General features: G+C 70.6%; 9 protein-coding genes. 7 read left to right on the top strand and 2 right to left on the bottom strand.

Annotation, left to right across the window (positions count from 1 at the left end; genetic code table 11):
* The first annotated feature begins 35 nt into the window (after positions 1-35).
* Entirely contained in the window at positions 36-866 is an 831-nt protein-coding gene (locus N2M23_RS15810) for a class I SAM-dependent methyltransferase (protein WP_265446771.1), read from the top strand.
* A gap of 24 nt (positions 867-890) precedes the next feature.
* Positions 891-2,576 (top strand): hypothetical protein, encoded by a 1,686-nt coding sequence (locus tag N2M23_RS15805; RefSeq protein WP_265446769.1) that lies wholly within the window; start codon positions 891-893, stop codon positions 2,574-2,576.
* A 32-nt stretch (positions 2,577-2,608) separates the two neighbouring features.
* Here N2M23_RS15805 and N2M23_RS15800 read toward each other — a convergent pair whose 3' ends face one another.
* Positions 2,609-3,847 (bottom strand): oligosaccharide flippase family protein, encoded by a 1,239-nt coding sequence (locus N2M23_RS15800; RefSeq protein WP_265446768.1) that lies wholly within the window; start codon positions 3,845-3,847, stop codon positions 2,609-2,611.
* Positions 3,848-3,972: 125 nt separating this feature from the next.
* On the opposite strand from N2M23_RS15800, the gene N2M23_RS15795 reads away from it, so the two are divergent.
* The 5 genes from N2M23_RS15795 to N2M23_RS15775 are packed head-to-tail and all read left to right on the top strand — an operon-like array spanning position 3,973 to position 12,166.
* Entirely contained in the window at positions 3,973-8,298 is a 4,326-nt protein-coding gene (locus N2M23_RS15795; protein ID WP_265446766.1) for an alpha-(1->3)-arabinofuranosyltransferase domain-containing protein, read from the top strand.
* A 1-nt stretch (position 8,299) separates the two neighbouring features.
* Positions 8,300-9,121 carry a glycosyltransferase family 2 protein gene (locus tag N2M23_RS15790; RefSeq protein ID WP_265446994.1) on the top strand — a complete coding sequence of 274 codons (822 nt, stop codon included), beginning with the start codon at positions 8,300-8,302 and terminating at the stop codon, positions 9,119-9,121.
* Positions 9,118-10,203, top strand: coding sequence for a glycosyltransferase family 4 protein (locus N2M23_RS15785; protein WP_265446764.1), 1,086 nt, complete (start codon positions 9,118-9,120; stop codon positions 10,201-10,203). Before N2M23_RS15790 ends, N2M23_RS15785 begins: the two co-directional genes overlap by 4 nt.
* A gap of 50 nt (positions 10,204-10,253) precedes the next feature.
* On the top strand, positions 10,254-11,963 hold the full coding sequence (locus N2M23_RS15780) for an MmpA family trehalose lipid delivery protein (RefSeq protein WP_265446762.1): 1,710 nt from the start codon (positions 10,254-10,256) through the stop codon (positions 11,961-11,963).
* A gap of 47 nt (positions 11,964-12,010) precedes the next feature.
* Positions 12,011-12,166 carry a hypothetical protein gene (locus tag N2M23_RS15775; RefSeq protein WP_265446761.1) on the top strand — a complete coding sequence of 52 codons (156 nt, stop codon included), beginning with the start codon at positions 12,011-12,013 and terminating at the stop codon, positions 12,164-12,166.
* 101 nt (positions 12,167-12,267) lie between these two features.
* On the opposite strand, the gene N2M23_RS15770 is transcribed toward N2M23_RS15775, so the two are convergent.
* Positions 12,268-13,470 carry a glycosyltransferase family 4 protein gene (locus N2M23_RS15770; RefSeq protein ID WP_265446760.1) on the bottom strand — a complete coding sequence of 401 codons (1,203 nt, stop codon included), beginning with the start codon at positions 13,468-13,470 and terminating at the stop codon, positions 12,268-12,270.
* Positions 13,471-13,566: the final 96 nt, after the last annotated feature.

Here is a 13,566-nt window from a genome sequence, read left to right as displayed (position 1 = left end):
AACTTCCTGTGTGATCGCCGTTACTCTGTGCGCCCATGCAGACCTCGCGCTTCTTCGACGCCCTCGGCACGGTCTTCCCAGGAGACCCGCAGGACACCGACCCGACCGACCCGCGCTGGGCGCGGATCGCGGACGAGGTCACCGGGTTCACCAGCCCCAACGAGCTGGCGGTGCTCAACCTCGCCGCCTCGCTGCTGCCCGACGACGAGGCATACCTGGAGGTCGGCACCTTCAAGGGCCGGTCGCTGGTCGGCGCCACGCAGGACAACGCCGACAAGAGCTTCTACGCGATGGAGAACTTCCTCGAATTCGGTATGGCGGGGCAGGAGGCGCGAGCCGAGCTCGAGGCCAACCTGCGCACCCGCGCCGGCGGGGCGAAAGTGCAGCTGCTGGAAGGTGATTGCTTCAAGCTGATGGCACAGCAGGGGATGGTCGACAAGCCGGTCGGCGTCTACTTCTACGACGGCGAGCACACCGTGCTGGCGCACTACCTGGCGCTCGCGGTCGCCGAGCCGTTGCTCGCCGACGAGGCGCTGGTGCTGGTCGACGACGCCACCTGGCCGGTCGTGCAGCGGGCCCACCGGATGTTCCTGCGCAGGCACCCCGGCTGGCAGATCGCGGCCACCTGGGACGCCGCGCACGCCGACGACCCGCGGTGGGCCAACGGGCTGCACGCGCTGGTCTTTCGTCGTACCGGGGGCAAGCGGGGCCTCAGCAAGGCCGACGAGGCGCTGCGGGTCTACCAGACCACTCTGCAAAAGCATCTCAACAGCGCGGCCTGGGCGGTCGGCAGCCGTTTCCCGGGCGTGGCGGGGAAGGTCGCCGGCGTCGTGATGGGCCGATCGCGCGCGATCAATGGAGACTGATTTCATGGCTGACCCGGGGGATGTGTGAGCACGAGGATCGAGGGCGCTGCCGCACGTAAGCTGCGGCTGACACGCGCGGCATGTGTGGCTGCGGTGCTGGCGCCCATGTTGATCGCCTATGTCCGGCTGGTCGCCGGAGGCTGGACCCCGCAGGGGGACGAGGGCCTGCTGGCCGCCAAGGTGCACGACGTCTTCACCGCGCACCCGCCGACGATGGGCATGCGCTCCACGACCGGCGTCAACGACCCGTCGCTCGCCGCCCATCAACCAGGACCGATGCAGTTCTACCTGATGGCGCCCTTCAACGTGCTGGTCGGGCAGAACCCGGCCGGCATCCTGCTCGGCACCCTCGCGATCGTGGCGGCCTCGGCGCTCGCCTGCCTGTGGGTGGCACACCGCATCGGCGGGACCCCGTTGCTGGTGATCGTCACCGGCACGATCGTCTGCACGCAGGCGCTGCTCGGCATCGACGGCATCGTGCGCCCGCTCAACCCCTACCCGGCAGCCTTCCCGGTCCTGTTGATGCTGCTCAGTGCGTGGGGCCTGCTGGCGAGGCGGCGCATCCCCGCGTGGCTGTATGTCGTGGCCGCTTCGTTCGTCGCCCAGGCCAATCTGGCCAACGTGGTGCTGGTGGCCGCAATCAGCCTGGTGTTACTGGTGATCGGTGCGGTGCGGTTGCGCTCGGGCATCGAGTCCAGTCGCTTCCGCGGCAGCGTGATCGGTGGGGCCGTCGCAACCGGTGTCCTGGTGCTGGTGTGGTTGCCCAGCCTGGTCGAGCTGTGGCAGCACGACCCGAACAACCTGGAACAACTAGCGTCATACGCCACGAGCGGCGGCGGGGCGCACATCGGCAAGCTCGACATCAGCGGGGCGGTGCTCAGCGGGCTGATGCCGATCCCCGGGGTCTACGCATTCGCGCGGGCGGTGGCGATGCCGTCGCCGACCACGGCATCGCTGGCGCTGGGTGCGGTGTTCGCGCTCGCCGTCGTCGCGGTGTTGGTGCGCGAGGTGCTCCCGGTCGTCGCCGACCTGCGCGCGAAGCGGCCCGCCAGGCTCAGCCTGGTGGGCTGCGGCTGCGCCCTCTGGGTGTTTGCGGCCGCGGCGTTCTTCTTCTCGACGTGGAACATCAGGGACGGTTTCGTGCCCACCTATTGGTTCGTCGCGCTGCTCGCCATCGTCGCGTTCGGCTGGTCGGTGCTGTTGCTGGCGGCCTGGCCGCACCTGCTGGCGCTGCTGCACCGCGTCGGGTGGCTACGCGCCGATGACCTGCCCGCGGCGCTCGCGGCTGCGCTTGTCGCGGCGAGCGTGCTCGTCGGGTCGATCGGGCTCGGTTCGTACAAGTGGGACGACTCCGACCACGCGCGGGACGTCGGCGCCATGGTGGTGGGCTACCTGCGCGGGCACGTCCCGGCCGGCACACCGGTGCGAGTCGACGGCGCGGGGTTCCTGCCGTTCGCCAGCCTCACCCAGTCGATGGCCTACCAACTGCCCGCAGCCGGCTTCCCGACCTATGCGCTTACCGCATGGCCCAAGCCCGAGGACACCGACTTCCGGCAGCGTGACCGGGCGCCGAAGTCGGCGGTCCGGATCGTGCTGATCGACACCGTCGACGGCAAATCGGCGGGCAAGCCACCGCCCGGCGGCATCAGGTTGGGGCAGGTGAAGTTTCACGGCGCCCCGGACACGGTGACGACGGTCTGGGTCGCCTGACCGTCGCGGTGCTGCCCGTGCGGATCGACCGGTCAGGCCCGGTCGGCGACGGCGACCGCCGACTCCTCGGTCAACTCGATCCGGGTGCGGTGCTGCAAGGTGACCCGCAGCAACCCGCCGAGCGCGATCACCAGCGCCCCGATCAGGCAGACGATCGCGATCTGCGCGGGGGAGTCGTGCCACCACAGCGCCAGGGCCACGCACTCGGCCACGATGACGGCCCAGGTGAGCGCACCGAGCGCGCCGGTGTTCGTGCTCATCTCGCTGAACAGCCAGACCTGCGCGACCGCCCACGCGATGCCGAGCAACACGCAGAGCAGGGCGAGCCCGCCGAACTCGCGGTAATCGGCGCCGCCGGCGATGGTGATCCACCCGGTGGGTGAGATCGCGACGACGCCGAGCCCGACGACGCCGATGCCGAACACCACCGCGCTCGCCCGCAGCAGGGCCCGCGTCGCCCCGTGCCGTTGCATCCGCGGCACGACCAGCAGCGCCACGAACTGGGTGCCCCAGCAGACCGCCCGGCCGAACGTCGAGGCGAGCGCGTATCCGCCGGAATCGTGCGGGCTGAGGAAGTGCCGGGCGAAGAGCACGTCGACGTTCGTCAGGGCGATGTATGCCGCGAGCGTGCTGTTCGACCGGATCATCTCGGCGGCCAGGTCGTGCCCGGTGCGGGGGAGTGAGCGCAGGTCGACGCGGCACAGCCACGCGCCGAAGAGCGCCGACACGACCCCGGCGGTCAGCATCGCGGCAAACACCTGGGTGACGCCGAAACCGCTTGCCGCACAGACGATTGCGGCCGCTACACGGGTGATCGCGGTGACCAGGTAGAGCGCGGAGAGCGCGCGCAGCCGGTGCCGCCCCAGCAGCATCCCCTGGAAACAGCCGGTCACCATCATCGGCACGAGCATCGCCCCGAGCAGCACCGGCGCCACCGGCGACGGCAGATGGAACAGCCGACTCAGCAGCGGTGAGATCGCGGCGGTGACCACGAAGCAGCCAGCGCCGACGAGCAGTGCCGGCCCGATCCCGGAGGTCGCGGCGGACGCTGCCCCAGCCCGCCCGTCGTGTCCGGACAGTCGGCGTGCGACCACCACCTGGAAGACACCGGCCGGGATCGAGAGCAACACGCCATACGTCGACAAGGCCGTGTAACCGCCGAACTCGGCCGGCCCGAGCGGGCGGGAGAGCAGCATGACGACCAGGTAGCCGAGCACGTTGGACATGCCCATCGCGACACCGAGCAGGACGCCGAGTGCCGTCTTGGGCACGGCAGGTCTGCGGCGGGGGCGATCGGACACGAGTGGACGGGGCCTGACGTTCGACGGGTTGGGCTCTCGTTGGGTGAGCCATGACGTGACTCAGGTTACTCAGCAGTTATATTGATCGTCACTTTGTGGCTCAGCCCACCGCCCGCCCGCCGCCGACCATCGTTTGGGAGCCGAACGTTTTGCGCTTCACGGCCTACCGCCTGACGGTTGCCGGGTTGACCGTCCTGTTGGCCCTGATCGTCGGTCTCAACGGACTCGGTTCGTTCCACACCGACATCAAGCCGGAGGTCTATCTGGCGCCGGGGCGGATGATCGGCCAGTACCTCGCGGCGTGGACGTCGTCGCCATACCTCGGCTCGCCCAACTTCAACGTCGGTCTGGTGCCGGTGCTGCTGGTGACGGCGGCGTTGCGCGGCATCGGGCTGTCCCCGGAGTGGACCTTCAAGATCTTCCACTTCGCGCTGTGGCTGGCGACCGCGTGGGGTACGGCGCGCTTCACCCGCCGCCTGGTGCCGAAGGCGGGCAAGTGGGGCGGGCTGGCCGCGGGCGTGCTCATCCTGGCCAACCCCTACACGATCCAGGCCGGCACCACACTGGCGATCGCGCTGCCGATGGCGCTGCTGCCGTGGAATCTGCTCGCTTTCGTGCGGGCCGTGCAGCGGCCGGCGACCGGCCGTTGGTGGAGCCCGGCCAACTGGACCTGGCCGGCGGTCTTCGGGCTGACCTTCTTCGCGATGAGCGGGATGAACGTCGCGATCGTGCCGCTCTTCGGGCTGCTCGCGCTGCTGCCGCTCTGCGTGGCCGCGGTGCGGGTATGGCGCACCCCGTGGCGGCATCTGCTGGCGGTGCTCGGCCGCTGCGCGCTCTTCGTGGTCGGGGTCTCGATCTACTGGCTGGTGCCGGGCGCGGGCGCGATCTCGACCGGCAATCAGATCGTCGGTGAGTCCGAGACGCTCACCGGCATCGCGAAGGTTTCGTCATACCCCGAAGTGCTGCGCGGGCTCGGCCTGTGGTCGCTCTACGGGCAGGACAACCACGGCGCGTGGGTGCCGCAGGACGCGGTCTACCTGACCAGTCCGGTGGTGATGGTGCTGACCATTCTCTGGCCGGCGCTGGCGCTGCTGTCGATGCACTGGCTGCGCGGTGCGGCCCGGATCTTCGCCGCGCTCAGCGTTGCCCTCGCGGCGGTGCTGATGGTCGGGGTGTTCCCGTCCTCGCAGCACCCGGCCTCGCCGTTCGGCTACGTCTACAAGTGGTTCCTCGAGCTGCCGGCGATGGGCGCCTTCCGCACGACGAACAAGGTGGGTGCGGTGCTCGCGCTCGGCTTCGCGGTCGCGATCGCCGCCGGCGTGGTCGCGGTCGCGCCCCGGCTGCTACGCCGTGACGGGGTGGGCCCGATCGCCGGAGCGCTGGTCGCGCTGCTGCTGTTCGCCTGGACCCTGCCCGCGCTCACCAATCGGCTCTACACCTCGCCGATGGACATTCCGGCGTACTGGAAGAACGCCGCCGCCTCGATCGACAAGGGCGACCCGAACGCCGCCGTGCTCTTCCTGCCCGGCCAGACCCGACCCACCTACCGGTGGACCGTCGACCGCCCGGACGACGTGGCGAACTCGTTGTTCAGCCGGCAGGTGGTGATCCCCGAGACGACCCCCAACGCGTCCGCGCCCGGTGGCAACTTCCTGCAGTCGCTGGACGGCTCGGTGCAGAACGCCGTGGTGCCGCCCGGCACGATGTCGACCTACGCGCGATACCTCGGCGCCGACACCGTGCTGATGCGCCACGACACCGTCTGGGAGGACTCCGGTGGTCTGCGCCCGGCGCAGCTGGCCGGCCTGACCGACCAGGACAAGGGCCTGACCGGGGTGCGCAACTTCGGTTATGAGGGCGAGTTCGTCTTCGCGAACAACACCGACGCGATTGCCGCCGGTGAGCAACTCTTGCCGCCGCTCCAGCAGTATGCCGTCAACGACCCGCGCACCTCGCTGCGCGTCGAGCCCACCGACAACTCCCTCGTCGTCGCCGGCGACGGCTGGTCGGTGCCGGCCATGGTCGCCGGCGGACTGCTCAAGGACACCCCGTCGTTCCGCTACGCCCAGGACCTGTCGCCGGGGCAGCTGGCCACCTCACTCGGTCGGGACCACACCCTCGTGCTCACCGACACCAACGCCAGGCGCAACGCGATCACCAATCGCCTCGCCAACAACCAGGGTCCGCTGCTGTCTGCCGACCAGCCGCTCGGTCTGACCCGAACGCTCGGGGACAACCCGGCCGACCAGACCGTGCTGCAGCGCAGCGGGGCACTGGTGAGCGCCACCGCGCAAGGCGGAGCCTTCTTCGACCTGCCGTATGCCGTGCCGGAGAACGCCCTTGACGGTGACCCGGCCACCGCGTGGCTCTTCGGCGACTTCGAGCGCGCCGCCGGCAATCGACTGACGATCACCCAGCCCTCGGCGCAGAAGCTGGACACCATCCGCATCCAGCAGGCCGACATCGGCACCTCCAAGATCGACAAGGTGACCGTGCGAGCAGGTGGCAAGGCCGTCACCAAGCGCCTGCCCGACCTCGGATACGCCTCCTTCGACCTCGGTGGCGTGTCAGCCAAAACCGTTACGGTTACCGTTGATTCGACCCGCGGCAGCGGCTACAACCTGGTCGGGATCAGCGACATCCAGATGCCCGGGCAACTCGCCCAGCGGGCCGCCCGCACCCCGCTGACCTACGACGCGCTCTACGCGAAGCTGACCCCGGCCCAGCGCGCGGAGTTCGACCGCACGCCGATGCAGGTGCTGCTGACCCGGCAACAGGGCAGTTCCTCGACCAGCGACGACGCCGAGACCGCGCTCCGACGCGTGATCAGCCTGCCCGACGACCGCACCTTCGAGGCCAAGGCCGCGGTCCGTGTCAGCGGGTCGTACGACGCGGTCTACGACCAGCTCGCCGGCTACCCCTCGACGCTGAGCGCGCGGTCCTCCGGGTTCTACTTCAGCAACCCGGACGTGCGGGCCTCCGCCGCTGCCGACGCCGACGGCGCGACCGCCTGGCAGCCGGGCAGCAACCTCGCCGATGCCTGGTGGCAGATCGGCGGCCCGGAGCGCGAGATCAGCTCGGTGCGGATCACCCAGCGGCCCGCCAACGGCGACCCGAACGGCACGGACAACGCCTACGCCCGCCGCGTGACGATCTCGGTCGACGGCAAGAACGTCGCCACCGGCACGCTCGACCGCGACGGCACGACCGACATCGCGATGCCCGAGGTCGACGGCAAGCCGCTGCGCGGCAGCACGGTGCGGATGACCATCGACAGCACCGATGGCAAGCAGGACGGCATCCCGCCGAAGTTCCCCACGATCGACACCGGTCTGACGATGCGCCCGGCGAAGTCTGCGGGCCCGATCGACCAGGCCGGCGCGGACGACCCGCGGTGCGTGCAGGTGGCGACCGTAGACGGCAATCCGCTGCGGATGCGCCCCGCCGCACAGTTGCAGGGCGAGAGCACCCAGGGTGGGGAATGGGTCGGCTGCGGCGATGTCGAGCTGTCCAAGGGCCAGCACAGAATCGAGCCGGTCGACGGCTTCACCCTCGACTCTCTCGGCCTCGGCGATGGATCCGGCGGAACCGCAACCACACCGAAGCAACCCGCGACGACCATCGAGGACGACTCGTCCACGCGCAAGAAACTCACCGTGACCACCAGCGGGCCGGCGACGGTCGTGCTCGGTCAGAGTCTCGCCGACGGCTGGCGAGCGACCGCCAACGGCAAGGACCTCGGGCCGGCGCAGTTGGTCGACGGCTACTCGGCGGGCTGGGCGCTGCCGAAGGCCGGCACGTACACCATCGACATCCGCTACACCCCGCAGCTGGTCGCCAATGTTGCGCTCGGCGTGAGCATCGTGGTCGTGCTGGGCGCGGTTGCGCTCGCGGTGTTCCCGTTCTTCCGGCGCAAGTGGGGTGGCGCGGACCCTGCGCCCGACCCGGAGCCGGACGAGCTGGAACCGGCCGGCGATCTCGCCGAGGACGACGACGTGCGCGCCGAGGACGGAGACATGCCCGCCGAGGCGACCGGCCGGGCCGGGGTGCTCCGCCGGCTGCGACGGCTGCCGCGCCCGGCGGTCGAGGTCGCGCTGGTGCTGCTCGGCGGCTTCTTCGTCGGCTGGGCGGGGCTGGTCGCCGGTGTCGCCGTCGTGGTGCTGCTCCGGCGGCGGCCGGTGCCGTCCTGGTGGTTGCAGGTCGCCGGCGCGGTGCTGCTGCTGGCGGCGATGGCGGTCTACCTGATCGCGCTCGGCGACCTGCGCGGCCAGATCAGCGCCGACGGCGTGACCAAGAGCCTCCTGCCGCACTACCTGGCCGGCGCCGGACTGGTGATCGGCTTGTCCGGCGCGCTGCGCGAGCGCGCGACCCCGCACGTCATACCGGACGGCGTTGACCAGGAGGATGACGACCGTGAGTGACATGCCGCTGGTGACGGTCGTCGTGCCCACCCGCAACAACGAACGCACCATCGCCGAGTGTCTGAGCTCGGTGCGCGCCCAGACCTACCCACAGCTCGAGCTCATCGTCGTGGACAACCACAGCACCGACGAAACGCCTTCAATAGCAAGCAAGTTCGCCGATGAGACGGTGACCGGTGGTCCGGAGCGTTCGGCCCAGCGCAATCTCGGCATCGAGCTCGCCGACGGGGTGTGGGTGCTCTGGCTGGACAGCGACATGGTGCTCCCGCCGCGCAGCGTCGAGATCGCCGTCGACACCGCGCTGCGGACCGGGGCCACGGGCGTCGCGCTGCCGGAACGCACTATCGGCAGCGGGTTCTGGACCGCGTGCCGGGCGCTGGAACGCGAGTGCTACCTCGACCAGCCCTGGCTGCACAACCCGCGGCTGGTACGCCGCGACTACCTGCTCGGCGACGGCGGCTTCCACCTGGCGATGTCCGGCCCCGAGGACGCCGACCTGCGGCTGCGGATGCGCTCGGAGGGCCGGCGGATCGAGCTGGCGCCGATCATCGTCGATCATGACGAGGGCAAGCTCACCGTCGGCGACGTGCTGAGCAAGCGCTACTACTACGGCCGCAGCATCCCCGCGTTCGCCGGTCAGCACGACGGAGCCGTCGGCAAGCAGGGCCGGGCGGTGCTGAAGGCGTATGCAGCCAACTGGCGGCGTCTTGCCGCCGATCCGGCACACGCCGGCGGCATGGTGGTGCTGCGCAGCCTCGAAGTCGTTGGCTACGCGCTCGGCGCCCGGCGCGGTCGCCGGGACCGGGCGAAGGCGGCCCGATGAACTCCCGCCGGCTGCTCTGGGTCTCGCTGCCCGATCAGCGTCCGCGCCGCGAGCTCTACTGGATGAGCCGGATGCCCGGCACATCGGTCACCGCGCTGGCCGCGCAGGAGCCGGTCGGTGACATCACCTGGGTGCCGAGCACCTATCGGCGCCCGGTGAAGCGTTTCATCGAGGCCGGCGCGCTCGCCTGGGTCAACGGGCTCGACGAGCAGGAGCCTGCGGCATACGACTGGGTGACGACGCTCGAAATCTGCTCACTGGTCACGGGGCAGGCGAGCAAGTGGCGTCGGGGCCGGCGGCCGCTGCAGGCGGTGATCACCTGGGAGAACCTGCCCGACCAGCCGCTCTACAAGGTGCCGCCCTACAACCGTGCGGTCACGGCGTCGCGCGGCGCCGACCTCTTCCTGTGCATGGTCGACGCGGCACGAGAACACCTGCTGGACAACGGTTTTCCCGATCACAAGATTCGTGTGGTCAAGCCCGGCGTCGACACCTCGATCTTCGCGCCGGCCGATCACCCGCCGGGGACCCCGACGGTGGCGTTCGTGTCGCCGCTCGCTCCGAACAAGGGCATCGACCGGGTGCTGGACGCCATGAAGCTGGTGCGCCGGCAGCTGCCCGAGGCACGGCTGGTCGTGGCCGGCAACGGCCCGTTGCGCGATCGGGTCGCCGCGGCCGCCGCCGACCCGACCGCGGGCGTCAGCCTGGCCGGACAACTCGACGCGCACGGCGTGGCCGACCTGCTGCGCAACGCCGCCGTGTTCTGCACCGCACCCCGGCCGACCTGGAAGTGGACCGAACAGCTGGGCCTGGCCTACCTGGAGGCCCAGGCCTGCGGGTTGCCGGTGGTCACCACGCGGTGCGGCACCAACGACGAGGCGGTGCACCCGCCGAACCTGCTCCTGGACGATTCGGTCGAGGCACTCGCCGACGGGTTGCTGGCCTTCCTCACCGACGCCGACCGCCGGCTCCAGGCCGGCGTCGCGAACCGCAACCGAATGGTGGCCGACCACGACCTGGCCACCCAGTGCGCGCGCATGGGTGAGGCGTTCGCCGACATCGAGACCCACACCGCGCGATGATGAGGCCGGCCCGGGCAGGAGTGCGCCTCGGCCGGCGATCGATCGGCGCCTTGACGGGCCTGGCGTGCGGGCTGCTCGCGCTCGGTCCGGGGCTGCGTCCCGGCTACCTGCTGTTCTACGACCTGGTGTTCGTGCCGAAGCTGCCACTCGGTGACCGCACGCTCGGTGTCGACGGCTCGGTGCCGCGCGCCGTACCCAACGACTTCGTCGCGGCGCTGCTCTCGCAGCTGATGCCCGGGTGGCTGGCCCAAAAGCTCCTGTTGATGGCGGTTTTCGTCGTTGTGGGCGCTGGCGTCGGGGCACTGTCCAGGACCCGTCTCGGTGCCGCGTCGGGTGCGCTGGTCGCGGCCTGGAACCCGTATGTCGCCGAGCGGCTGGCGATCGGGCACTGGGGTTACCTGCTCGGCTATGCCTGCCTGCCATTCCTGGCCGCCGCGGCGGCGGCCTGCCGGGACGGGAGGCCGCGGGCGCGGACCCGGCTCGGCGTCTGGCTGCTGCTGTCGGCGTGCACCGGCTCGACCGGGGCGGTGCTCGGGCTGATCGTCGTGCTCTGCGTCCTCGCAGTGCCGGGCCCGGCCCAGCCGGCGCGGCGACGGCTGCGCGATCTCGGCTGGGCACTGCTGATCTTCCTGCTGGCGGGCGCGACCTGGTGGTACGCCTACCTGGTGCTCGCCCCGTCCCAGGACAGCAGCAGCATCGGGGTCGAGGCGTTCATGTCCCGCGCGGACACCCCGTGGGGCGTCGTCGGCTCCCTGCTGACCGGCGGCGGCATCTGGAACTCCGGGGTGTGGTTTGCCGGCCGCGACTCAGTGGTCACCTCCGGACTGGCATTGCTGGTGGTGGTCACCTGCGTCGTGCTCGCCGTCCGGGACCGAGTATGGCGGCTCGGTCCCGCCCTCACCGGCCTCGCAATCGCCGGGCTGGCCGGGCTGCTGCTCGCCGCGGCCAGTGCCGTCCCCGGACTGCGCGACGTGATGACAGCCGCGGTGACCAGCCTGCCGGGCGGCGGGCTGCTGCGGGACGCGCAGAAGTTCGTCGGGCTGTGGGTCGTCCTGGTCGCGGTGCTGGCCGGGCGCCTGGTCGAGCGGGTCCGCGAGATCGGCGAGCGAGCCGGCAGCGGCCGTGCGATGGCGCTCGGCGTGGCGGCGATCGTCGCGCTCTGGCCGCTGATCACCCTGACCGGGCTGGCGTGGGGCGCCGGGGGCAAGTGGCGCGCGGTGAGCTATCCCGCGTCATACATCTCCATGCAGGAACGCATCGACGCCCTGCCGCCGGGCGATGTCGCGGTGTTCCCGTGGAATCTCTACCGGCGCTATCCGTGGGACCACGACCTGGTCGTGCTCGACCCGTGGCAACGGCTGCTCGACCGCCGGGTGCTGGTCAACGACAGCCTGCCGCTCGCGGGCGGTCGCGACGTGCCGGGGGAGGACCCCGATGCTGCCGCGGTGAGCCGAGCCCTGGCCGAGCGGGGCGACGTGCCGCAGGTGTTGCGCGCGGGCGGCGTCCGCTACGTGCTGGTGCAGACCGATCAGCCGGCCCGGGCCGGGATGCCGGACCTGAACGGAGTCCGGCAGATCGCCGACGACGGCAGCCTGCGGCTCTACGACCTCGGCACGGTGCGCCCGGGAGCGCAGGACGCGCGCGGCCTCGACCGTTACGCCGGGTGGCTGCTGGCCGCCGCCGCCGTCGTGATCGTTGCGGCCCGCGCCATCCTTGATAGTCTGGGTGTGTCTGGTTCCAGAAGACTGACTCGCGGGTAACTTCCCGCTATATTGGGTCCTAACGTCAGACGAGAGAGGTCAGGTCGATGGGCGAGGGAAACAAGAAGGTCGCGTTCAACGTCGGTGGCGCGATTGTCGGTGCGCTGCTCGCGGCAGTGGCGATCTTCGGTCTGATCGCCCAGCAGGGTTCGATCACCCAGCCGCAGAAGTTCTCGCAGAACATCGACTACAACCAGCAGTGATCGACTGACGATCAGCTTCACGCCACGCGAAGGCGGCCGCCCGAAGAGGCGGCCGCCTTTCGTCATACCGCCCCGCGACCTAGCCGGCGGGGCGGAAGGTGTCAGGCCGCGCCGCGGCTGCCCTCCCGGTGGTCGGCGGCGATCTCGTGGACCGACCGGAGCCGGCGCGGGCGTCCGGCCGGCTGCTCCGGGCGCGGGGCGTGACCGAGCACCGAGTGCAAGGTTGCCGCGAGTGCCCGGCCGCTGCGCTCCCAGTCGAAGCTGAGCGCGTGCCGTCGAGCCGCCTGACCGAGCGCGGTGCGCAGCGGTGCGTCCCGCAACAACACACCCACCTGCTCGGCCATCTCGCGCGGATCGTGCGCGAGCAGACCGGTCTCGCCGTGCAGGATCGACTCGGTGGGGCCACCGGCGTGCGCGAATGCGACGGCCGGCGTCTCGTGCAGACCTGCCTCGACGATCGTCAGGCCCCAGCCCTCCTTGTGCGACGGCATGAGCAGCAGCCAGGACCGGCCGAGCAGCCGATGCTTGGTGTCGTCGTCGACGAAGCCGTGGAAGTCGATCTGCTCGGCGACGCCGCGCTGCTGTGCATAACGCACGAGCGACTCGTGCCAGTAACCGGCACCGACGACGTCGAGCCGCAACTCGGGATGCTCGGGCAGCAGCGCAGCGACGATGTCGATCGCGATCTCGACCTGCTTGTGCGGCACCAGCCGGCCGAGGACGGTTAGCACCGGGGTCTGGCTGCGGTCGTGCATCGGTGACTCGTCGAGTTCGGCGGGCCGGTCGTTGCCGGAGTAGACGATGTCGATCCGGTCGGCGTCGACGCCCAACTCCACCAGGTCGTCGCGGCTGGCCTGGGACACGGTGACGTAGCGGGAGTTGCGGTAGACCAGCGGCGCGACCCGGGACTCCAGGAACCAGCCGAACCTCGCCAGGCGTGGTCCGAAGATCACGCTCCACTGGTCGCGGTGCACGTGGTGGGTGATGTTGACGACCGGGAGCCGGGCCAGCAGCGGCGCCCAGAACGGCACGCCGTTCTGCACGTCGAGCACGATGTCGAAGTCACGCCGGTGCCGGGCGGCATACAGCAGACCGAGTGGGTAGCAGGTGAAGCGGCCACCGCGCCGGACGATGTCGACGCGACCGTGCCGGTCGGCTGCGCGCGCGCCGGGGAAGCGGGCGGTGAAGATGGTGACCTGGTCCCCGAGCTCGGTCAGCACTTCGGCGGTGCGCTCGGTGAAGGTCTCGGCGCCGCCGGCTTCGGGGTTGTCTCGATCGCGCCACGATAGGTAGAGCACCCGCATCGGGTGCTCCTGGCCTGGGCGGTCAGCACACAAGGTCTTAATCTCCTCCGGTCGGCGGTTAGAGTATCGCCGATTCCTACTGGAAGGTAACCCAGG

The organism is Flexivirga meconopsidis, from assembly GCF_026162425.1.
GTDB lineage: Bacteria > Actinomycetota > Actinomycetes > Actinomycetales > Dermatophilaceae > Flexivirga > Flexivirga meconopsidis.
Note: the sequence above shows the minus strand (reverse complement) of the source record. Positions and strands in the feature narration are given on the sequence as shown.